The sequence below is a fragment of the Vibrio astriarenae genome (assembly GCF_010587385.1).
GTDB classification, from domain to species: Bacteria; Pseudomonadota; Gammaproteobacteria; order Enterobacterales; family Vibrionaceae; genus Vibrio; species Vibrio astriarenae.
This window is the reverse complement of sequence record NZ_CP047475.1, coordinates 1,879,235-1,901,622: the sequence shown is the minus strand read 5'-3', so window position 1 is coordinate 1,901,622 and position 22,388 is coordinate 1,879,235. Positions and strand designations below refer to the sequence as shown.

The 22,388-nt window shown below is 45.6% G+C and carries 17 protein-coding genes and 2 pseudogenes; 1 reads left to right on the top strand and 18 read right to left on the bottom strand.

The genetic code is table 11. From position 1 onward, the window contains the following. Positions 1-104: 104 nt before the first annotated feature. From GT360_RS08940 to GT360_RS08855, 18 genes and pseudogenes are all read right to left on the bottom strand, one after another. Positions 105-1,475, bottom strand: a complete 1,371-nt coding sequence (locus GT360_RS08940; protein WP_164648526.1) for an O-antigen ligase family protein — start codon at positions 1,473-1,475, stop codon at positions 105-107. Continuing rightward, positions 1,472-2,920 carry a lipopolysaccharide biosynthesis protein gene (locus tag GT360_RS08935; RefSeq protein WP_164648525.1) on the bottom strand — a complete coding sequence of 483 codons (1,449 nt, stop codon included), beginning with the start codon at positions 2,918-2,920 and terminating at the stop codon, positions 1,472-1,474. Before GT360_RS08935 ends, GT360_RS08940 begins: the two co-directional genes overlap by 4 nt. A gap of 15 nt (positions 2,921-2,935) precedes the next feature. After that, positions 2,936-4,096: a glycosyltransferase family 4 protein gene (locus tag GT360_RS08930; RefSeq protein WP_164648524.1), complete on the bottom strand. Its 1,161-nt coding sequence runs from the start codon at positions 4,094-4,096 to the stop codon at positions 2,936-2,938. Then, on the bottom strand, positions 4,083-5,336 hold the full coding sequence (locus tag GT360_RS08925; RefSeq protein WP_164648523.1) for a glycosyltransferase: 1,254 nt from the start codon (positions 5,334-5,336) through the stop codon (positions 4,083-4,085). Before GT360_RS08925 ends, GT360_RS08930 begins: the two co-directional genes overlap by 14 nt. Before the next feature lie 318 nt (positions 5,337-5,654). Further along, entirely contained in the window at positions 5,655-6,572 is a 918-nt protein-coding gene (gene speB / locus GT360_RS08920; RefSeq protein WP_164648522.1) for an agmatinase, read from the bottom strand. Between the two features lies 1 nt (position 6,573). Continuing rightward, on the bottom strand, positions 6,574-8,487 hold the full coding sequence (speA, locus tag GT360_RS08915) for an arginine decarboxylase (RefSeq protein WP_164648521.1): 1,914 nt from the start codon (positions 8,485-8,487) through the stop codon (positions 6,574-6,576). Positions 8,488-8,689: 202 nt separating this feature from the next. Then, complete coding sequence (locus tag GT360_RS08910; RefSeq protein WP_204274524.1) at positions 8,690-9,748, bottom strand: glycosyltransferase family 4 protein; 1,059 nt, start codon at positions 9,746-9,748, stop codon at positions 8,690-8,692. Between the two features lie 25 nt (positions 9,749-9,773). Next, on the bottom strand, positions 9,774-11,273 hold the full coding sequence (locus tag GT360_RS08905; RefSeq protein WP_164648520.1) for a sigma-54-dependent transcriptional regulator: 1,500 nt from the start codon (positions 11,271-11,273) through the stop codon (positions 9,774-9,776). A 77-nt stretch (positions 11,274-11,350) separates the two neighbouring features. After that, positions 11,351-11,710: an Hpt domain-containing protein gene (locus GT360_RS08900; RefSeq protein ID WP_164648519.1), complete on the bottom strand. Its 360-nt coding sequence runs from the start codon at positions 11,708-11,710 to the stop codon at positions 11,351-11,353. 29 nt (positions 11,711-11,739) lie between these two features. After that, on the bottom strand, positions 11,740-12,429 hold the full coding sequence (locus GT360_RS08895; protein WP_164648518.1) for a P-loop NTPase family protein: 690 nt from the start codon (positions 12,427-12,429) through the stop codon (positions 11,740-11,742). Next, positions 12,429-13,919: pseudogene (locus GT360_RS22055) on the bottom strand (SLBB domain-containing protein); the annotation flags it as partial. The gene GT360_RS08895 and the pseudogene GT360_RS22055, both read right to left, overlap by 1 nt. A 24-nt stretch (positions 13,920-13,943) precedes the next feature. Next, positions 13,944-15,272 (bottom strand): annotated as a pseudogene (locus GT360_RS22050) (polysaccharide biosynthesis/export family protein); the annotation flags it as partial. 58 nt (positions 15,273-15,330) lie between these two features. After that, positions 15,331-16,164 carry an OmpA family protein gene (locus GT360_RS08880; RefSeq protein WP_164648517.1) on the bottom strand — a complete coding sequence of 278 codons (834 nt, stop codon included), beginning with the start codon at positions 16,162-16,164 and terminating at the stop codon, positions 15,331-15,333. Positions 16,165-16,237: 73 nt separating this feature from the next. Continuing rightward, on the bottom strand, positions 16,238-16,594 hold the full coding sequence (locus GT360_RS08875; RefSeq protein WP_164648516.1) for an STAS domain-containing protein: 357 nt from the start codon (positions 16,592-16,594) through the stop codon (positions 16,238-16,240). Positions 16,595-16,737: 143 nt separating this feature from the next. Continuing rightward, on the bottom strand, positions 16,738-18,426 hold the full coding sequence (locus GT360_RS08870) for an ATP-binding protein (protein WP_164648515.1): 1,689 nt from the start codon (positions 18,424-18,426) through the stop codon (positions 16,738-16,740). 77 nt (positions 18,427-18,503) lie between these two features. Continuing rightward, positions 18,504-19,043 carry a heme NO-binding domain-containing protein gene (locus tag GT360_RS08865; protein WP_164648514.1) on the bottom strand — a complete coding sequence of 180 codons (540 nt, stop codon included), beginning with the start codon at positions 19,041-19,043 and terminating at the stop codon, positions 18,504-18,506. 114 nt (positions 19,044-19,157) lie between these two features. Further along, on the bottom strand, positions 19,158-19,877 hold the full coding sequence (locus tag GT360_RS08860) for a 3'-5' exonuclease (protein WP_204274523.1): 720 nt from the start codon (positions 19,875-19,877) through the stop codon (positions 19,158-19,160). Positions 19,878-19,882: 5 nt separating this feature from the next. After that, positions 19,883-21,772: a DUF294 nucleotidyltransferase-like domain-containing protein gene (locus GT360_RS08855; protein ID WP_164648513.1), complete on the bottom strand. Its 1,890-nt coding sequence runs from the start codon at positions 21,770-21,772 to the stop codon at positions 19,883-19,885. A gap of 202 nt (positions 21,773-21,974) precedes the next feature. Between GT360_RS08855 and GT360_RS08850 the strand changes: the two genes are divergently transcribed. Continuing rightward, entirely contained in the window at positions 21,975-22,358 is a 384-nt protein-coding gene (locus tag GT360_RS08850; protein ID WP_164648512.1) for a hypothetical protein, read from the top strand. Positions 22,359-22,388 lie beyond the last annotated feature (30 nt).

Below are 22,388 nucleotides of genomic sequence, written 5' to 3'. Positions count from 1 at the left end.
AAAGTGTTTCTCAATTTAAGAAGCAAAAGCGTCCGGGTTACTAAAGACGTTTCACATTACGTGCCAAAAAATATTATGATTATAATCAGTGGTTTAGGTCGTTGCTATTTTAGGTTCTCATTTTGAGAATCGTTTTGAACGATAGTGGATATTGAAATAATGAGCGCAGCAAGAATGTAAATGGGCCAAACAAAACCCTGAGTAAGGAAGGTGCCTGAGACAATCGTCCCCATCAAACCAGCGAATACCGCTTTAGCGGCGGAGACAAGATAAGGGGATGGAGAGGTTTGTTGTTTAAGAATATCGAGCGACCGCTTAGCGGTTCTCGCAAGAGAGACGATGAGGGCAATGAAGATGCATAATCCCAAAATGCCAGTTTCTGCAAGCACACCGAACCAAGTACTGTGTACGGCATGGTTGAGGCCGTCCCAATGTGAGCTATAGAAGTAGTAGTTAAAGTAGAAGTTATTTAGACCAACACCGGTAAGAGGGTTAACAAGTGCCATTCTAGCTGCCGCTTCCCATGCATAGATACGTCCCATTGCCGAGGCGTCGATCCCTTCCTCAGCAGCGCCACCAGAAGCACGGTCGGAAATACCTGCAGCGACGTATAAAAACGCGATACCAGCAACGGCGATAAACGTTAACAGAGTCTTTGACTTGATCGATTGTTGCATGAAGACACCGTAAACAGTGAGCATGCCCAGCAAGCCACCTCGGCTTTGTGTCTCGATAATCGCAAGTGATAGGGAGGCTGCAACTAAGAAACCGAAAGCTCTGGGTGCAAACCCAAGCTTAGTATTAAACAGAAAGCTGACTGAAAAGGCCAAGGGGAAGAGAAGCACGAGAGCTAAATCATTCGGGTCGCCGAGCATAGAGCCAATATTTCGACCAATGGTGACCCTTGACCCTTCAACCAACCCAATCCCCATTTGAGCGTTATAAATCGCAACACCTGCCACGAGCAGACCTGCCCAAACAATCAGCCAGCACGTTTGCGATAGTTGCTCTTTGTTGTTGACGATCCAGATTATCGCTAACGTCATGATGATGATCTTCCAATACACCGACTTAAACGAGGTAATCGCAATTCCCCGATTTGAAGCAAAGATGAGTCCGACAAAGACCAAAGCCCAGAAAATCGCCAGCCATTTCATTGAAGGGTGCCAGTAGAGCGGTAATGTACGGCTGATGAAAGCATGCCAGCATAATGATGCCAATGCACCTAACGATAAGAGCAGGGGGAGTTTAAACGGCATCAGTTGCGGAATCACTTCGTGAATGCGGAAGAAAGAGAAAACAACGAATAAAATCACAAACCAAAACAGGTGGCGTATGACAACGAGGATTGCAATAGGCAGGGCACAGATTGCAATGACTAGTGCGGGATGTGGTACAAGCATCCATGCAGCACCAATTATACCAATGCAAAGTAGGGTAATGAGTGGGGCTGGCGTGAACAACGAGTGATTCATAACGCTTTACTGTCAGAGGTTAGCTTGGATAGTGAACCAAATATTCTGATCTTATTGGGGATCACCGATATGATGATACCAAAGCACGTAACCACCCATGTGAATAGCATAGTAACTATGGACGCATTGGAGTTCAGAGTCGCCATTCCTACTAGGGTAATGACCAAAATTATGCCGAGCTTGTAAGTGTTGTAGGGTAGACGGAAACTACGTTGGCTGAAGGCAAAGATGGCTATGGCCCGCAGCAACTGAGTGATACCAACAGTGAGAATGATGCTCCAGATGCCGTATTGATATGTCACCATCATAGCGGTGATAGCAAAAATGGCAGAGACCAGATTAATGTAAAACAGCGTAGTTGTTTTCTTTTGCTTCAAAAGTCCAAGGTTAAGCAACTCGCAATACTCTTTCCCTAACACCATGAAAATGGCTCCTGTTAACAACTGTGACGCTGGGGTGTAGGTATCAGTCAGTAAAAATTCGAGCGCCCATTGACCACATAAGCTAATGGTAAGAGCCAGTAAGCAGATGTAAGCGATACCTTTTTCTGTAATTCTAGTCGCTTTCTCAACATTTGAATCCAGCATGGCGAAACGTTTGGGCATCCACCACATACCAAATGGTTGAACCAAGATACACATAGCGAGGGCAAATTTTGCAGCAATCGCATACTGGCCAAGTGTCGCGAATGACTCCCCCTCTAAAATAAACCAGCGCTCAGCACCATTCAGGCCGAAGGCACAGATCCCAGAAAGCATAATCGGTGCGGTGTATTTGAGCGATTGTTTGACAAATCGTGAGGTTGGAATGTGGAGTTTCAACTGAGTTGTTCTGACGACCCAACCTAGCTGGATTAAGTGGGCAATGAAACCAGCAATCAGCACACCGTTAATGCTGAAACCTATCTCTAGGCCTAGTAGCACTAGAGTGACTTGCAAACTGCTTGTCACAATGCAAATCAAAGTGAATATTTTTGATCGCTCTAGCATTCGTAACCATGCTAGCGACATTGCCAACGCGCCTTCAATAGTCAGAGAGCCGAATAATATGAGTACGGGCGTTTTTTCTAGCTCCCAATCTGTTGGCCACTCTATGTGAGCGAGGAATGCGATACCAGTGCATCCGGCGCAAAAAGAGAACAGTAAAGTCATTGTAAACAGAGAGTTGGCTATTTTTGCTTGCTCTTCGCCTTTCGCTTGTCCTGCAAAGCGGTACAGAGCCTCATGGAGAGCGACAGAGAACAAAATGCCAAGTAACGCTCCGGTCACAGCAAGAATTTCAAGCTGTCCCATCTCGGCAGGAGCAAGGTAGCGGGTAATGATTGGGAGCATGATCAGTGACAACCCTTTCATGAAAAACAACGCAATGGCATAGCTCGCCATATCACCGGCTTGTGAACTTGATATCTTTTTAATGCGTTGACGTATTCCATAGCTGACTGACATAGCTTTATCCTCGTTTTAAGTCGTTACCTTATCAGTGACACTGGCTTGGATAGCGTCCGCAATATCACGATAGGTTTCGCGTGCTTTATAGAGGTTTGCAATTTTCTGACCATTTATTGCCACTCTTCGACAACTTTTCATATTTCGGCAAATGTGCTCCAAGATTTGATTTAGGCTTTCCGGATCGTTCATACGGTATTTGTAGCAGTTGTAGCCGTGTTGAAGTTGGTGGTCCCAGTAGGCACCGTCAGCAGGAATAACGACAATGAGGCCGGCAGCCAATGCTTCTAGTGTCGATAGCCCAAAAGGTTCGAACTGGCTCGTCGAGACGTAAATATCAGAATTTGCTCGCAGTTCATCAAGGTCACGAGGCGAACGATGCCATTGACAATTTTGTACAGGAATATTGGCCTGACTGACTTCTGCTGATGTTTTTTCTGGTTGGATGTAACAGATGTTGCTGTGTAAATGTTGGCTTAGTCTGTGACGCTGTAACGAATCAACCAGTAAATCAAGCCCCTTCCATTTTAATAGAGACGCAGCCCAAAAAACCGTCGGATGGTGCCACTGTCTTTGCACGAGACTGTTGGTTGGCCAAAGTCTTTGGGGTAGCCCATTGACGAATGCATGGAAGTGTTTAGGTAGCTCCGCAAATGGCGTTTCCAGCGCAGCCAACAAAGAAGGTTTCGCAGATTCTAGATAAAAAGTCTGATGCGCTTGAGTTAGACACCACTTCGCTACACGACTCTTGCCTACAGGCCCGTGAACCAGCTGTACCGCAGGTAATCGAGTAAGATGAGCTAACACGTAACCAGCAAAATCGACACCCGGCCCTGAAGCTAGAACAATTTTACTAGGGCATTGTAGGTAGCGTGTAAAAAGCGCAAGGGTGTACATCAACAACATCATGACGAGATAACCCTGTTTTAGCCAGTAGGCTAGGCCCTGTGTTTGAGTCGCTAGCAAGTTGGGTATTGGTAGCGTCGATACATGAATCATAGGTTCATTGGCGTCAGCGAGGTTCGCACTTTGCCAACTTTGAGGATGAGCTGACAGCACATGGAATAGTACACTCTCATTGGTTTGTTCAAGCGCATGCAGCGTCGCAACTTTTGAGCCGCCATGAAACGGGATAGGGTCATAGACAATAACATGTCGTAGGTTAGCAGTTTTCATAGCGAGCTCCTCTCACAAAGAAGCGATTAATAATGTGTTTTTTCCACACGGTTTTTAAGGGGCGCAAAGCGCAGCGGAACACAGAGAAAACTGATTTGTGCTGTCCTGGCTGGAGTAGAACATGTTCATATACCGCCTCAATATGCGAGACATTGTTTTCAACCGAGAAGTGTTGTTGAGCATGAGTCAAACCAGCAGCCGCAAGCTCTTGGCCATATTCTTGGTCATAAAGGATTGAAGTTGCACGTTGAGTGATATGCTCAACCGCGTCTTTATTGTTTGGGTAAAGTAGGCCAGTTTTTCTATCCTTGATCACTTCGACAATGCCGCCTGTAGCAGGAGCAATGACTGGAATACCTGCTAGCGCTGCCTCAACAAGAACGAGTCCAAATGCTTCGCTGCGAGCGCCGCTAATAAACAGGTTTGCCCCACCGTGCAGCCATGCATTTACGTTATTTTGTTCACCAATTAGATGAACGTAATCTTCTACATTAATCGCTTGTGCAAACTGTTCCAGCAAAGTTTTGCATTCACCATCGCCTATTACTACTAGATGGGCGTTGATGCCTTCTTCACGTAGACGATAGATAGTGGAGATTAATCTATCCACGCCCTTACGTTCTATAAGAGAGCCAACACTCAGTATGATTTTAGCGTCTTCGTTGATTCCTAGCTCTTCTCGAATGTTGACAGGCTCAATATCTTCTTTGCTTGTCACTGGAACGCCGTTGTGTACGACATGAAGGCGATGCTGTTCATATCCCTCTTCAAGTAGAGATTGGCTGATGGCATGACTAACCGTGATAATGTTTGGCACTGTATGCAGGCCAAGTGTGAAGCGGTCGTGCAGGTTATATTCGCAATGCAGTTGAGCGACAATGGGAGTATGAGTCGCACGAGCAGCGGAAGCCATCCACTGACATGGAGCACCACTGTTAACGTGTATCAGTTTGATGTGGTGCTTGCGGATTAGGTACCGCGCTTTGTTGAATAGAAGACACCAATTATTCCAGTCAATTTTGCGTTGACCTGAGTGAAGGCACACCAGTTCCGGGAACTCGCTTTGCTCAACTATGATATGGTTTGCTTCGGCATAGTCAGCGAAAGCGGGATTGTTTGTCCACACAATCGGGACATAACGATTATCGAGTGAATCAATCATATTCATGAGACACACTTCACTGCCGCGAATCCAGTTATCACCGTAGTGCACAATAAGTAGTGGAATTTTTTTAGTCATCCTAGCCTCTCTTGACTGTGCTTAAGCACATTGCGTTCTATTCGTGTATTCAAAGTCTAAACAGATAGAGCAAAGAGGATGCCAATCTAAATTGTTCAATTTATTCAGTGATTTACTGTGTTCAACTCTAGTGTTTCTCAAATTGAGACTAGATTGAGTTGAGTATCGAAGTGGTGATTCTCATTTTGAAACGACAAGTAATCAGGGAAAGGAGCGGTGTCAGAATGAAAAAGCCGCCCTATTCGCAATTTGAAATAGAGCGGCTTTGATGGCTAAAGACCTTGTTTTAGCGATTTCTCTTTTGAGCGATTAACCGTTCTAGCGACTAGCTGCCCAAACATAAAGTAACTCCAATGCAATCGTTGCTCCTGCTAGCGCTGTAATGTCGCTTTGGTCATAAGCTGGAGAGACTTCAACCACATCCATACCAACGATGTTGAGTCCGACCAGTTTACGAATGATCTTCATTACTTTGTCAGAGTTCAGCCCACCAATAACGGGTGTGCCGGTGCCAGGAGCAAATGCTGGGTCTAAGCAGTCGATGTCAAACGTGACGTAAACAGGCCTATCGCCAACCGTTTGTTTAATGCGAGCAACGATTTCATCGACACTGAGATCGTTTGCTTCCATCGCATCGATAACATTGAGCGCATGTTCCGATTTGTCATACTCGGTTCGAATACCAATCTGCATTGAGTGACTTGCCGAGATCAACCCTTCTTTTGGCGCATGATAAAACATGGTACCGTGATCGTAGCTGCTACCGTTAGCATAAGTATCGGTATGGGCATCGAAGTGAATCAATGCCATTTCACCATACTGTTTAGCATGAGCACGCAAGATCGGTAGAGTAACGAAATGATCACCACCGAGTCCTAATAAGGTTTTTCCGCTGCGCAGAATCTCACTGGCTGCGTTTTCCAAGCGATAGGTAAAATCTTCAGCATCTCCAGCATTAAAGACTAAATCACCGGCATCAACAACTTTGACTTTATCAAAGAGATTGAAATTCCACGGGTACTTATTCCCTTCCCATGCTAAGTTCACCGACGCTCGACGAATGGCATCTGGGCCTAGGCGAGCACCGGGACGTCCCGATGTTGCTAGGTCTAACGGTAGACCTAGCACAACGACATCCGCGTTAGCGTCGACTGGATTTTGAACCATTGGTCGACGCACGAATGACATGGAGTTTGAGTACAGTGAATAATCAGTTTTTGAGAACAAATCATTCATTTTAGAAATCCTCTAAATAGGTATAACCCACCAAACCTTGTTCAAGTTCAGCAAGTACTTGCTGCTGTTCGCTCGCTGGTACGCGCTGGCTAACCAAGGTGCGATAATTATCGCGAATGCTATCTACATCAATGTGCACATAACGCATCATATCTTCGACGGAATCACCCGGATTGATGTTGCTAATCTCAAACTGACCATTGTCATCGACATTCACTACGGCACTGTGTGTATCACCAAACAGATTGTGCATATCACCCAAGATCTCTTGGTATGCGCCAACTAAGAAGAAGCCCATTAGATAGGGTTTATCTTCACTCCATGCCGGGACAGGCAGTGTTTTTTCGATGCCTTGTCCATCGACATAATGGTCAATCGCACCATCGGAGTCGCAAGTAATGTCCAGCATCACAGCGCGACGTTCCTCTCCTTGCCCTAAGCCAGAAAGCGGCATGACAGGGAAAACTTGATCGATACCCCAAGCATCTGGTAGCGATTGGAACAGCGAAAAGTTCACGAAAAACTTATCCGCCAAACGCTCACTCAGTTCATCAATAATCGGGCGATGAAAGCGGTTTTTAGCGCTCATGTTGCGATTCAATTCAAAGTAGATACGCAGTGAAAGTTTCTCTGCCCAGGCTCTTTGCTCAAGGTTCAATAGACCCATTGCAAATTGAGAATGAACTTCAGATAAGTCACTTTGCGTATCGTTGTAAATCTCAATCAATGCACGAGCATCAGTCCCATCTTGTAAATTGAGCCAGTTGCGCCACATGTTCTGTAGTAACGTCGGGGCATCTGCAGCCAGCTCTTCAATTGTTTCTGGCTGGTATGACTCGGTACCAATGACGTTTGAAATCAAAACCGCGTGATGCGCAGTCAATGAGCGACCAGACTCAGAGATGATCACTGGCATCGGCTCACCATACTCAACACACACATCACCCACGCTGCTGACTACGTTTCTCGCGTATTCCGCAAGACCGTAGTTCATCGAGTTCGATGACTGGCTGCGTGTTCCATCGTAGTCAACTGCTAGGCCACCACCGACATCGAAGTAGTCGATTTGAGCACCAAGCTTGCGCAGTTCACAGTAAAAACGTGCAGATTCATTGACACCGTTTCTCACGTCACGAATATTCGCCATTTGAGAACCAAGGTGAAAATGCACGAGTTGTAATCTGTCTAGCAAGTCCTGCGTTTTTAATCGTTCTATAACAGTGAGAACCTGTGATGCTGATAAGCCAAATTTTGACTTCTCACCACCACTTGCTTGCCACTTACCTGCTCCCTGAGAGGCAAGGCGAATGCGAATCCCCAAACGAGGCTGTACCCCAAGATTTTTCGCTTCTTGCAGAACAATATCGAGCTCTGACAGCTTCTCAAGTACGATAAATACTTTATGCCCAAGTTTCTCTCCGGTTAGAGCTAAACGAATATATTCACGGTCTTTGTAGCCGTTACATACAATCACCGAACTCGCTTGTTGCGCTAACGCAAGTACAGCAAGCAGTTCTGGTTTGCTACCAGCCTCTAAGCCGAGTTGCTTATGCTCTAGAGATGCCTGACTTGCAAGGATCTCATCCACCACTTCTTTCTGTTGGTTTACCTTAATTGGGTAAACGAGTAAGTATTTATTCGGGTATTGATAGTCTTCAATTGCTTGATTAAATGCCAGGCAAATACTGTTCACACGTTGATGTAGAATCTGTGGAAAACGAACCAATACAGGCAGGTTTATCTGTTTAGACTCTAGCTCTTTAACGATGGCGCTAAATGGGATTTGGTGGTCACGGTTTGTTGTTGGTGACGCATACATTTCGCCATTGTCGTTGATGCCGTAGAAGCCTTGGCTCCAGTAATGAACATTGTAATCAGCTCGGATTTGGTCGAGTTGAGATGCAGAGTTTTTCATTGCGAATCTCACAAAACAATCAGAGAAAACAACCCCTAACGATTATTTATAGGTGTAGGGACAGAAGTAAAATGGGGTTGGGAGCAACCCGTTCACCGAAACATAAGAGGCTCATTTCGGAGTGCGCATTAACGGATAAAATGGCAGGTGAGTCTAACGATAAAAATTTGTCGTCAAGAAAAAAAATTGACGTTGCATAAGACTATCGATATGAATCAATAATTTGTGGAATGACGGCCTGAGTGGAGTAGTGAGAAGTGATGGTATTTTCTGCACTGTGCACTATTTTTTGTCGAAGTTGGTTGTCTAATTCAAGCCATTGCTGAATAAGACTAGGGAAATCATCAATACTGTTAGCAATCCAACCGTTTTGCTTATCGCTGATCAGTGACTCAATCGCACCAACTCTGGTGCTAATGACTGGAATGCCTCTTGCCATCGCCTCTAGAGCGGTCATCGGCAGCCCTTCGTAACGTGATGTGATTAAGAGTAGCCCTATCTCTGGCCAGACTTTGCGCATGTCAGATTGAAAACCATGGAACACAATGTTACTCGGGGAATCATGACCTAGTGATTGCATCATTGGACCATCGCCATAGAGGTGAAAGGTGATTTGCGGAAGCTGCTCTGCTACTGAGATAAAGAGGTCGGGGCCTTTTTCGTGGCTAAGTCTGCCGACAAAAGCGACTTGTTTACCCTGAGACGACGTGAGCCCATCCACACTGATAAAGTTATTAAGCACATGGGTTTGTGTTGGGATTTTATCAGAGATAGCTTGGCTTACAGTGAAGTTATGAGCCGATAAAAAAGCGCTAAATCGGTCAAAAAGATCATACAGTCGAACAAGTCCTTTTGGTGTTTCACCGGAATGGAATGTAGACACTTGCCTAGTCGTGCCTGAACTCAGTTTACTCACAAGATTAGCTTTGTAGCCATGTGCATGGATGACTTTGGGTTGATAGCGCAGACAGGCTTGCCTGCACTGTTTTAATAGGCTCATAAAGCCTGTAGAAGAGGGTACATCTGAGAGTTGATGTAGATAACAGTAGTTGAGTTCGAGCGCTGCTAATTTTCCAACGATAGCCGAAGGGCGGTCGAACTCAGTTAACAGCACAACACGCACAGGTTGCTCAAAGGTCTTTAAGCCGAGCGCCAACTCGACGACATGCGTTTCAATCCCACCAAAAGTAAGGCTATCCAATAGTAGCCATATCTCCCCGATGTCTGGTTCGACAAAATCGCGTTGATTCGATTGGCTCACGCATCCCCCTAGCTCAGTCTTGCTTTTAACTCTCGCTTTGTTCTTCTTGTTCCCATTGCTGTTTCTTTCGATACACTGTTGATGGGCTCAAGTCGAGTAAAACCGCTGCGTTGAGAACGTTACCGTCACAATACTCAATCGCATTTTGAATCGCTTCTCTTTCCACTTGCCACATCGGGCGTATCTCTTGTGGTTGCGTCGGTGAGCTGACTGCCACTGGTTCCACTGGACTCGCTTGTGGCGCTTCGTCGACATACACTGGCGCGTGCGGCTCAGGCTCAACATACACAGGTTGTGGTACTATGGCCGCTGGTTGATGAGCTGTCGTCTCAGACACGGTTTTGGTAGCAGCCATAGGTGTATTTAGAGGAGGAGGCAACATCGACATCTCTACGTAGTCACCGTCATTGAGCACGACAATATTGCGCATTATATTTTGCAGTTGGCGAACATTTCCTGGCCATTCGTAACTTAAGAAGTATTTCTCAACGTCTTTACTTAGGCCTTTGAATTTCTTCTTATCTTGTTTGGCATACAACTTAACGAAATGATTAGCCAGAGTCACAATATCATTACCGCGCTCTCTTAAAGGCGGCATATCGATTGGAATAACGTGAACACGGTAATACAAGTCTTCTCTAAAACGCCCCTCAGTAACTTCTTTTAGTGCGTCTCGGTTCGTTGCACAGATGATTCGGCAATCAACTTTGATCTCTCTGCTACCCCCCAACGGTGTGAATGTACCGAGTTGTAAAAAACGCAGCAGCTTTTTCTGCATCTCCAATTCCATTTCACAAAGCTCATCGAGGAAAAGAGTCCCCCCATTGGCCTGCATTGCTGCGCCTTTACGGTCTGTTGTTGCACCAGTGAAAGCGCCCTTTACATGTCCGAAGATCTCGCTTTCCATCAGGTCTTTAGGAATAGCACCACAGTTGATGGCGACAAAAGGCTTGTTAGCACGGCTACTTTGCTGGTGGATGGCCTCGGCGCACACTTCTTTACCTGTACCACTTTCACCATGTACGAATACACTGGCAGACGTTGGGGCTGCAGACTCAATGGTTTTGTAGACGGCTTGCATCTGTAAACTCGAACCGATAAATCCATGGAAGTTAGTTCGGTCGAACTCCGTCTCCATCTTGTTGACGAGAGTTTCGAGTTTAGCGCGCTTGAGATGAAGCCGAACCGAGGTTTTTAGTCTGTCAGCTTGAATGGGCTTTTCAAGGAAATCATCAGCGCCGATTTGGATGAGATTCACGGCGATATCAACCGAGCCGTGAGCTGTCGCTATTACCACGGAGATGGGAAATTCATTCTCGACGATCCACTCTAAGATTTCTTCACCTGACGTATCGGGCAATTTGAGATCAAGTATCACAAGTTGCGGCAGTTGCTTCTCGATGAAAGCCTTTGCTTCGCGTCCAGTTTCAACGTGAAACATATCGTAGGGTTCGTCTTTGACGTACTGTTGGTAGAGAATAGCCAGTGAAGTTGAGTCTTCCACCAAGAGAACTTTGGGTCTCATAAAACATCCTTGTTCAGCTAAGTACGCTGATTTTTATTATTAGTTCAATTAGTTAGTAAATAGGTCAGTATTTATAGTTATAGACCTTGCTTCAATGTTTGCAAAGCACTGTGTGATCGTTCTGCGAGCTCAGAGACCTGAGGGTATAGCGCGAAAGCTTCATCATGCTTCCCTTCAAGGCATAAATGCTCTATCTGTCGTGATAAACGCCCCAAGGCTTCTACCCCAATGGCTAGAGAAGTGCTGCCTAAAGTGTGAACTTCAAACTCTAAGGTTTCTCCATCTTTGCTTTCTACCGCTTGAGCAATGTTCCCGAGTCGAATTTTAGATTCATCTAGGTAACTATCTATCAAAAGTGGCAAGATCTCTATGCCAGTGTCACTGACCACTTGATCGACTACATTTTGATCAAGGATAGGAAATTCGGTGTTAGACATGTGCAAAACTCCTTTTGTCGTCTTTAGTGCTATACAGACTGCCTAAATAGGGCGCTGCGATTGAGCCAAGCTTTGATGTACACTTTCCACTTCTCTGGCAAAAAGCGTCCTTTATCTGCGACGCGTACAAGCTCTTCTGAAAGGGTATTTTGATCAAATTGATTGAGTACGATTCCTACAAGATTAGCATCTGTCGCTTTAAGTTGGGCAACAGCACTGTTGAGTTCTTCACCCTTGGTGTGCCCGCCTGCAATGACTAAAACCGAGGCATCAGTAACATGGGCCACCACCGCTGTCGGAATATTGGACTGGTTGGTTTGCGAGAGTGCACACGTGTCGAAGACAACTCTGTCAAAATGCTCTTTCCATTGTTGGATATTTTTGCGAAGGTTTGTTGGATCGCGATAGGAGAGTTGATCGGAGAGTACTCTAGGCGCTGCGATACCACTAAAGACTTGTTGCGTATCATCTCGCAAAACCAAAGGTTCGTTCTTGTTTGTGTGGTTTAGGGTCATATCGCTAAATGACGGGTTAAAGAGATTAAAATCCACAAGCAGCGTTTTATAGCCAGCGAGCATGTAACGCTCTGTCAGTGCCGAGGCAAGACTCGTTGAGCCAGAGCGAGGCTTATCAGACGTAATACAGATCGTTTTCGCTTCGGCGAGTTCTAGCTTGATAAACACCTGCTCCAGTTCGGCGTGAGTACTTGAAACTGTCATTACAATGCTCCTATCAGCGCGATGGCTGTAGCGATGCGTAAAACATCGTCTAAGCTATTTCGAGCTTTTTCCATAAAGCTGTCGCGGCGGTGGGGGATGTAGACGGTATCACCAGTGCGAATGACGGGTAGATCTCTATACTCTGCCGTCTTACTAAACTCAATAAGGTCGAAGGTTCTCGCTTGGTTTTGGCAGCATGAAAGGTTCACTACGCTAATCTTCTCTAGATAAGCAAACTCGGTAGGGCCGCCGGCTTCAGCCAGTAGATCTAAGATCGTCATATTATCATCAAAGACATAGCGTCCTGGGTTGCGTACAGCCCCTAGCACACGAACGGTTGTCTCTTTTGATCTATCTAGCCAATTTTTGTCTTTCTCTGGGATATAGATCGTATCGCCTGGAAGAACAACGGGCAGGATAGATTCATCCCCTGTCTCAAAGTAAAGTGAAAGGTTGAGCTTACTTACTTTAGCGTAGGGCTTATCACGATGTGTCACGCGGATGTTGTGTATGTCAGCGTCTTTAGTCGGACCATCGGCTGCAGATAGAATATCCAAGAAGTGCATCTCAGTAGTAAAGCGGTAACGGCCGGGGGCATTCACTTGACCAAACACGTAAATTGATGCGTCAGAGCTTTGTCTCACCCATTGAGATTTGTTATCAGAAGGGTCTTGAGGCAAATCATGGACGCGGACGATAGTGCCAGCGTTAATGAGAGGTAAATCTCCCTGAGGTGCGCCATTTTTAATGAATGCATCGAGGTCAAAGACTTGAAGAGGACCACGTCCATTGGCGATTTCAAGCTTTGTGGTGTCTGCTCGTAAAGTAGGGCCACCAACATGCGCGAGGAGATCCATTAAATCCATTTCGTCTGACCACTCAATTCGACCGGGGCGTACCACTTCCCCGATAACATGTACGACTTGATTGGGTGGAATTTTCAGCCATGACTTTTCGTTGATATCTGTCTTTTCGGGAATAAAGATCGCATCACCGGGTTCGATAATTGGAGGAGGAAGGTTACTTAACCCTTCAGTGTAGGCCGATAAGTTAAAGCGAACGACTTTTCCGTCGGACTTGAGTACCCGAATATTTCTTGCTTCTGCAAAACGCGTTGGACCGCCGGCATTTGCCAAAATATCCATGAAAGTGGCGCCTCTGTTTTGCTCGAAAGCACCGGGTTTAGCCACTTCACCCATTACGTAAACCGTGTTAGACCCCGCTTTTATCTCCTCTTCCATTTTTGGAACAAAAATAGTGGAGCCAGGGGTGAGTTCTGGGAGCAAAGAGGCGTCACCAGAGTCGAGGTAACGTTTCAGGTTAAAAAGAGTAGGAGTATTGTTGGAGATAATACGAATTTGCTCAACACTTGCGTATCGAGTGACGCCACCTGAGCGCATGATCACGTCAACTAAGCTTGTGTTTTCTTTGAATCGAAATGAACCCGGTTCATTCACCTCTCCGAAGATCTTGATTGAGGTGCGTGTATCTCCCGCACTACCGGTATTGGAGAGGCGTATCACTGCCCCTGATTTGATTTGAGGGAGTTCGTTTCGAGGTGCGCCGCTTCGAATGAAGGCATCTAAGTCAAAGACGGTTGCTATGCCATCACCTGTAGCAATCTCAATTTTTGTCGTATCAGCAAGCAATGTAGGGCCGCCAACGTGAGCGAGAAGGTCGATTAGGTCCATTTCGTCAGACCATTCAACTCGCCCTGGGCGCGTCACTTCACCGAGAATATTGACGGCTCTATCAGGAGAGACTTTTAGCCACGATGCTTCATTCATGTCCGTTTTCTCTGGAACAAAAATCGCGTCACCCGGTTTAATTTCTGGTGGCGTAGAGGCTCCTATGCCTTCTGTATAAGCAGTAAGGTCGAAGCGGATCACGTCACCGTTGGCTCTTAATACTCGAATTTGACGAGACTCAGCAAAGCGAGTTGGGCCACCGGCATTAGCCAGAATGTCCATAAAAGTGGCGCCTTTATTGCCTTCAAACGCGCCGGGCTGGGCCACTTCACCCATCACATACACGGTATTTGCTCCGGCCTTTATCTCTTCCTCCATTTTTGGAACAAAGACAGTGGAGCCCGCCGTTAGTTTTGGCATCAAAGATGAGTCACCGGTATCGAGGTAGCGTTTTAAGTTGAACAGCGTAGGCTTCTCGTTTGAGATAACGCGGATTTGCTCCACGCTAGCAAAACGCGTCACACCGCCAGAGCGCATGATGATGTCAACAAGGTCTGTGCCCTCTTTAAAGCTAAATGATCCAGGAGCATTTACTTCACCGAATACTTTGATGGCGGAACGGCTGTCTGCGCTATCTCCGGAGTTAGCTAATTTAGCAGGGTCGAACTCTTGTTCAATATTACCCACAAGAGGTGAAGCAGGGACAAAGATGGAATCGAGCGATTGAAGCGGTGGGAGGACTTTGCCATCGCCGGTGTCGAGAAAATGCTTATAGTTGAAGACGATGGTTTTTGGGCCGCGTTTTAATTGTAATTGGTCGAGTTGAGCTCCAGGTCGAAGCCCTCCTGCGGCAAAGAGCGCCATTTGCACTGTGGAGCTATCGGTGAGCGTATATTCACCTGGAGAGCGAACATAGCCCTGAACTGAAATGATGACCTGTTTTTTTGCAACGAAGACACGAAGATTATTCACATCTCTAAGCACGTTAGCCATGGCTTTACTTACGACTGACGCCAACTGCTCTTCATTGTAACCAGCAACGTAGGTTGGCCCGACTTCTGGAAGATTGATTCGACCGTTTTTGTCAACTTGGAAGCCGCGATTGAGGGACTCTTCACCAGGGAGGTTTACCTGAACTAAATCACCGATTTGTACCGGGTTTGCTTGAGCAGAAAAAACGGAAAAACATCCGACAAAAATCAGAAGAAGAAATCTAATAACCTGCATTAGAGCCTCCCCCGCCTTGTTTGCGAGTTGAGATGATATCAATACTCACACGGCGATTGGTTAATCTAACTCCCGGCGTTTCTCCCTCGAAGAGCGGGAGGGATTCGCCGACAGAGAGTGTTTTGATTCGAGCTGGTGTTAAACCAAAAATCACTAAATAACGTTCCACCTGTTTTGCTCTACCCATGGCAAGCGAGTCATTATATCGCTCTGTCCCCGTTGCATCAGTATGGCCTGTCACATTCAAGTTCAAGTGAGGGTGTTCTTTGAGGATATTAGCCGCTTCGGCAAGATTCCCCATATATTTCGGATTCACCTCTACCGAGTCGACGGCAAACTGGTTATCAACGTTTAAGATATCAACAAGATGATTGATAACAGTAACTTCGCTCTGAAAGGCTAAGTTGTGCTCTGGAGGCACGCACTCGGCTTCGTTCGTTACGTAATCGAGTCTTCGCTCTAGCAGCGCGAGATTCTTGCGCTGAATAATAATGTCGTTAGCTGCGTCTAGTAGCAAATCACCCTCAAGCTCTCGTGCGATACGTTTCTCTTTGGTTTTTGCTTGAACGACCGACGCTGGGAAGCACCATTCAGCGCCTTGAAGAATGAGTTGGTCGAGATGAAGTTGCGTAAGGTGAAAGTCGAAGCGCAGGCCGTGCTCAGGGCCAAGAGGTTCATCTGGTAGTACGGGAGAGTATTCCGGAAGCGCCGTATACTCTGCCATACCACCATCACCATGGTCTGGGTAGTTGGAACAACCTGCTATCAAAGATAACGCAGCCGTTGTTGCCAATAGTATTTTTGTTTTCCCTAGCGCCATGACGTCTACTCCTTTTGACGACCTTTTTGTTTTATTTATTGGTCCTCACGATCATGTTGTCACGTTCGGACTTTTAGTGAGTAGTGGCAAGTTCCTGGTTTGCTACCGTCACTGAATTATGTTTGTTTAGAGGAATTGCCTGACCAATGCGCAATAACTCCATCATTTTTAGCGGCTGACCATGTGCGTTCTCGATGCGCATTTGTCTTTCCGCCTCGACTAGTCGTTTGTAAAAGTAAACGATGGCGCCGATGCCCGATGAGTCTAGAAACTCGACTTGAGCCAGGTCTATTTCGATCTCTTTGTGATCATCGGCTTGTAGTAGAGAATCGATACAGATTTGTGCTTGCTTACTTCCTGATGCGTCAAAGTCACCGATGATTGCTAGAGAAAGTAGTTGTTCGTTGATAGCGTGAGTTTGTAGTTCCATAATGTTATCTCCAAATGACTTTTTTGTCTGATAACCCTACAAAGCACTATCTGTGCCAAATTTAACTATCCTTTTATTTCAATGCCTTAACTACAGTCTAGTCACGATTCTCAAAAAGAGAAAACGGAGATACTAACTATTTCTCAATTTGAGAATGTATCTAGTAACCATTTTGCTAGAGCGTTTGATATCTCTTCCGCACGATAAGGTTTAGTCAAAATATCATTCATTCCAGATTCAATACATAACTCACGTTCAGCAAGTGTTGTACTGGCGGTCAATGCGAGTATGGGTTGGGTGAAACCGGCCGCTCTCATTTTGGCAGTGGCTTCAAATCCATCCATGACAGGCATGCGACAGTCCATAAAGACAAGGTCATACTGCTTGGTCTCTATCGCCTCTAAGGCTTCAACACCATTCTCTTTTATATCTGGCTCTATCCCCAGTTTGCCGAGCATCTGGTTAATTATCAACTGATTCATCTTGATATCTTCGACAACTAAAATGGAAAGGTTATCTGGGAGAGCTTGCGCTTTTGCATTTTTAGTGACTGCAGGCTTCGCTTCACTTTCAGTAAGAGCTCTCAAAGGAATGTGTCCGAAAAAGCGAGTACCTTTGTCGATGACACTGTTGAGTGAGAGAGTGCCTCCCATCAGTTCAACCAGTTGGTGACAGATAGCCAAACCAAGACCAGTCCCTTCGAAATTTCGCTTACTTGAACGGTCTTCTTGAGTGAAAGGCTGGAAAAGCTTCTCTTGAGCTTTTTGACTAATGCCAATACCTGTATCTTCCACTTCAAAATTGAGGGTACCTTTAGACCAATCAAAACGAACAGTTACGGACCCAGAATCCGTGAACTTGATAGCATTACCGATCAGGTTAACCAAGATTTGAGTTATTCGCTCTAAATCACCCTCAAAGGCTTTGGGTAGTGATTGAGAGCAGAGAATAGAAAACTTAAGGGATTTTTCCGTCGCTTTCGGTTCAAAAATGCTGGTTAAAGAAGAGAGTAGGTGAGAAAAAGCAAAGTTACTCGGTATCAGTTCGAACATGCCTGCATTGATCTTACTGAAATCGAGTAGGTCGTTAATAATAACACGAAGAAATTCGCCAGATTGAGAAAGGTTATTGACAAGCTCGAGCTGGTGGTTATCGAGGCTGGTTTGCTGTAAAAGCTCGGAACTGCCGAGTAACCCGTTCAGTGGTGTGCGTAATTCGTGATTAATCATGGCGACAAAGTCACGAGTAGCTTGCTCAGATTTTTCTGCTTTTTTACGAGATTCAATATTGGTATCGATGATGATCTGACGGTTTACCGCGCCGCAGAGTAGGTCCGCGACAAGCTGAAATGAACGTTGGAAAAATTCGAGCTCGTAGTTTTCATTCAAGACCTCGACGCTCAATACGCCAATTCTAGTTCTGTTGGCAGTCAGTACCAAGTAGAGAGTCTGCTCATTCCAATGTGTATCATCGACACTCTTTTCTAGTTCACTGTTTCCATAACCACTCTTTTGCAGGTTCAGAAGCAGGTCTCGATTAAGCTGAATATAACAAGATTGAACAAGAGGTGTTTCGACTATGCGCTTGACGAGATTACCAATTAACACGTCATCTAGGTGATGGTTGAGAAAGGCTTGGCCAAAATAGATCAGTAAGGAGTCGATCTGTTGCTGAAACTCTAGTTTAACAATATTGTCGGCAGAGGTTTTCTCGAGTTGAGCGATCGCAACTTCTAGCCTTTGGTTAGCTTGGAACAGTTCGAGGCTTTTTTGTTCAAGCAGTTGCTCCGCTTGCTTGCGAGATGCAATCTCCCTAGCAAGCTTTCTCATCATAGCTCTACTGGCTATTTGGTCGTTGTTTTCTGTGCTCAAACCTACGCCTCACATGATTTATCTAATTTAAACGTCAATTAGGTCGCAGTCACCGTGAAGCGAACTTCACTGCCTTGCTCATTGAGCGGCGACATTGTCATGTCTATGGTTTGATTGAAGTGTTTAGCGCATCCTTTTAGTAGGCCAACGCAGACATGAGCCATGCAGCGTGCGCTTTTGTAATCGAAAACGAGTTCAGTTTCTGACTCTGAAATAAACTCAAACTTTGGCGGATTGGCATCTGGGTAGAGTTTTTTCACTTCTACGTGGATATACTCTTCAACGTGACGGACAAATTCGAAGCAATGGGCACAGTCCTTTAGCGTTGCATTAGATGGCAGCGTAGCGAGCAAGTTTTTGAAGACGGTTTCACCGAAGACTTCTTGTAGTTGATCTGGTGGCACGTCCGTTGTTTTGCTCAAGTTGACAATAAGTTTAACCAGATCTTTGTGGTCGTAACTGCCCACAGAGGTGTATATCCCCTCATCATCAGACAGGTCAAGTACCTTATCAAGTACCTCTAAACCAAACTCTTGCTCGACGAGCTCCAAAAACTCGGTAAAAATGATTCCTTTCATTATTTCTCCACCTGTGATGAAAACTTGAGCAGTTACAAAGACTAACCTATACAGTACATATAGTTAGTAAACCATCAAATCTCAAATTGAGAATCAAGAAACTTTAACTGACCCTCATATCCATATTTCTTTTATTCGACTTTCCTGCCATTGGCTGTAGTGGATTTGAGCTTGAAGAAGCTCGGCTGTCGCAATGGCATCGGTGAGGGCATGGTGAGGTGAGTAAGTTGGCAAGCCATATCTCTCGCGAGATTTGGCCAGTCTAACCGATTCGGTGGTTTTGCCTTTCAATCTATTTAAAAGGCCGCCATTCATTTTTTGCTGTATTGCTGATTCTATCGCCATGGTATCGACTAAGGGGAACTCAACCCTGTCTCCATAACGACTGCGAAACTCATGATCGAGGAACCGACGCTCAATATGATGGTAGTGAACTACGGTGACCACGCCTTGCATAGATTGTAATACTTCTGCGATCACATCCTCAAAATCAGGCGCGTCGACGAGATCAGAGTGGGTGATGCCGTGAATGACAACCGAGTCCTCACTGAGTTGCTTTCTTGGTCTAATTCTCCACTCTAGCGCTTCACGCAAATAGATGCGGTTGAGGTCGAAGGGAACCACACCGATGGATATAATGCTGTCCTCTTTATAGTCAAGGCCAGTGGTTTCAAAATCCATTGCAAGAAATCGAACGTCCTTTAAAGGCGTATCACCATCGGGTAGCCCGGATTGATAAAAATCCTTCAATGCAGGGTGCGCACTTAAAGAAGCGCGTTTTGCAAACTTGCCAGCCCAGTCGACAGTCGGTTTTTCGAGTAAACGTTTAATCATGGACACTACCTAAAATTGTTGCTGGCTTGATAACGGAATTTTAGGAAATTCTGCGCATTACTTAAAATTTGGAAAGCGTCCTTGAGGTTTCGACGTTCAAAGTCGGAAAGATTATCGGGTTCAACATTGTTGTCTGCCTCTATACCGTTTTCAACATCCAGTGCTTGGTGACGAATACGTACCATACAGATGAATTCCATCGCGTCCCGAAGATCTTTCGCTCGGCCTTTCGGCAGGATGTTCGCGTCGATAATATCATCTAAACGTTCAAAGGAGTTTTTAGCTCTAGAACCGACAGCTAAAGCATGCACGCGAATGAGATCAGCCAGTGGCGCCGTGCCGCGGCGCTTCAGGTTGATAGAGTTCTTGTGTTGGCCATCCTTTTCCATTACGAAACTCTTGAAGAAGCCAAGAGGTGGAGTGCGGTTAAGTGCGTTTCTTGCCAAACAAGCTAAGAAACGATTGTTTTTACGTGCTCGGCGGACAATAAAGCCATTAAGTTGCTCAGCCCATTTTAAGCGTCCATAAACACCATCTAAGTCAAAGAAGATAGAAGCATTGAGCAGTGCTTTCGGATTGGGATCATCAATCCAGTTGGCAAAACACTCCTCCCACTCGCGGCGAGTCATGCGCCAATCTGGATTGGTTGCCATGATGTCACCAGTACAATAGGTGTAACCACATTTATCGAGCGCATCACAGATGAATTTGGCAAACTTTTCAAAGTAAGCGCCGTGCTTCTCTTCGTTATAGTCATCATCCAAAATGATCGCATTGTCTTGGTCTGTGACGATGAGTTGCTCATCGCGCCCCATTGAGCCCAATGCTAGGAAGCAATATGGGATAGGCGCGTTACCAAACTCTTCTTCCGCTAACTCAATGATACGCTGCTTGAATGAGCGCCCAATTACTGACATAGCGCTACCCACCATGTGGGAGTTTGCATCTTCGTTGACCATACGGACAAAGCTATCTTTCACTTGCTCCAACAGCGCAGCTAGGTCGTCGACAGACTGCTGCTGGAATATACTACTCACTAGGAGCAAGGAATTCTGGGATTCGTAACGAATGAGGTCGGTGGTCTCAATGACTCCAATGGGTTTTCGATCTTTCAATACTGGTAAGTGATTCACGTTGTAGCGAAGCATGGTCAGCATGGCTTCGTATACGTATGCATTGTGATCAAGCGAGATCAGCTCGGTAGTCATGACTGTATCCAATGGCGCTTGTGGGTCTAAACCCGCGGCGAGAACGCGTGTACACAAATCACGGTCAGTGATAATACCAATTAATGGTGAACGATCTTCTTCGTCATCCTCAGGGATATTCGGGTCCATGATTAACAGTGAAGATACAGATTGCTCAGCCATCAATACTGCTGCCGCTTGGATGGTTTCATCACGCATAATATGGTGCACATCGCCCGTGAGCAGTGAACGGACTTTTGCAGTCGTCAAATCATTGCCTTCATTCGAGGTCGATATCGCATTTCGAAGACGGGTTTTGTCGTCGATTTCAACAAAGTCAGCAAAGCCATCAAACTCGTCGTACAGTTCTTGGAAGATAGCTTCAGGAATGCAGTAGACCAGGGTGTCTTCAATCGCTTTTGCAGGAAAGCGAACCTTGTTATTAGTGAGAAGCCCCATCTGGCCAAAGGTATCGCCTTCATCGAGTCGGTTGTATAGCTCACCCTTGCGGCGGTATACCTCAACAACACCACTTCTTACGACATAGAGGTCATGAATCGGGTCACCAAAGTGAATAATAGGAGTGTCAGCTCGAAAGTAAGAGATTTCAACATGCTTGGTGACATGCTGCATCACTTCTTCTGGGAGTTCATCGAAAGGGGGATGACTGGATAAAAAACTTTGAATTTCGAGCAGCTCAACTTCCATCTACTTTCCTTCTTTAGCGGATGTTAATCATAAACTTACACTGAACAGTATACACAATTGAACCTGACAATAGAGTAGTTGTGAGAGGCAAAACGCACATGCTTGAGTAAGTAATTGAAACCAAGTATAAATCCCTCTTCCTTTTGCATCTTTGTTCCTCTAGACTCGGGCTAATGAACAAAAAGACAAACAAGGACAGAATATGTCGTCAAGCAAGATTTTAAGTGCTGAATTGATAAAAAGTGGTCGAGATATTCCACTTAACGAACTGCTGTTCGCCAAGCGTGTTTTGGATAACTATATCGCTATTGCCAAAGAGACCAGCCCAAAAGAACTTTTGGCAGAAATGCGTGAAGCTGCTCAGGCTGTGGAGTACTTCAAAACTGAAACGAACTCAATTGAAGCTCGTAATCATATCAGTCGAATGTTTGCAGAGATTCAAAACGTTGAGTCTTTTGATGCTTACAAAACAACGGCTCGTCCACCACAGCAGGCTTTGCAAGAGTTGATTGATGATAGAGCGCAGCTCATTAAACATGAGCGAGGATTATTGATCGCTGCTGGGTATGACTTTTCAAGAGTCTAACGGGAAGCCTAGCTGATTAAGCTTATTGCT

Bases quoted from the DNA above. Each gene is read 5' to 3' on its own strand.
- GT360_RS08875 (WP_164648516.1), bottom strand. From the start codon at position 16,594: ATGGAACTACAAACTCACGCTATCAACGAACAACTACTTTCTCTAGCA.
- GT360_RS08925 (WP_164648523.1), bottom strand. From the start codon at position 5,336: ATGACTAAAAAAATTCCACTACTTATTGTGCACTACGGTGATAACTGG.
- GT360_RS08905 (WP_164648520.1), bottom strand. From the start codon at position 11,273: ATGAGACCCAAAGTTCTCTTGGTGGAAGACTCAACTTCACTGGCTATT.
- GT360_RS08895 (WP_164648518.1), bottom strand. From the start codon at position 12,429: ATGACAGTTTCAAGTACTCACGCCGAACTGGAGCAGGTGTTTATCAAG.
- GT360_RS08855 (WP_164648513.1), bottom strand. From the start codon at position 21,772: ATGGAAGTTGAGCTGCTCGAAATTCAAAGTTTTTTATCCAGTCATCCC.
- GT360_RS08870 (WP_164648515.1), bottom strand. From the start codon at position 18,426: ATGATGAGAAAGCTTGCTAGGGAGATTGCATCTCGCAAGCAAGCGGAG.
- speB (WP_164648522.1), bottom strand. From the start codon at position 6,572: ATGAATGATTTGTTCTCAAAAACTGATTATTCACTGTACTCAAACTCC.
- GT360_RS08860 (WP_204274523.1), bottom strand. From the start codon at position 19,877: ATGATTAAACGTTTACTCGAAAAACCGACTGTCGACTGGGCTGGCAAG.
- speA (WP_164648521.1), bottom strand. From the start codon at position 8,487: ATGAAAAACTCTGCATCTCAACTCGACCAAATCCGAGCTGATTACAAT.
- GT360_RS08880 (WP_164648517.1), bottom strand. From the start codon at position 16,164: ATGGCGCTAGGGAAAACAAAAATACTATTGGCAACAACGGCTGCGTTA.
- GT360_RS08935 (WP_164648525.1), bottom strand. From the start codon at position 2,920: ATGTCAGTCAGCTATGGAATACGTCAACGCATTAAAAAGATATCAAGT.
- GT360_RS08850 (WP_164648512.1), top strand. From the start codon at position 21,975: ATGTCGTCAAGCAAGATTTTAAGTGCTGAATTGATAAAAAGTGGTCGA.
- GT360_RS08930 (WP_164648524.1), bottom strand. From the start codon at position 4,096: ATGAAAACTGCTAACCTACGACATGTTATTGTCTATGACCCTATCCCG.
- GT360_RS08865 (WP_164648514.1), bottom strand. From the start codon at position 19,043: ATGAAAGGAATCATTTTTACCGAGTTTTTGGAGCTCGTCGAGCAAGAG.
- GT360_RS08940 (WP_164648526.1), bottom strand. From the start codon at position 1,475: ATGAATCACTCGTTGTTCACGCCAGCCCCACTCATTACCCTACTTTGC.
- GT360_RS08900 (WP_164648519.1), bottom strand. From the start codon at position 11,710: ATGTCTAACACCGAATTTCCTATCCTTGATCAAAATGTAGTCGATCAA.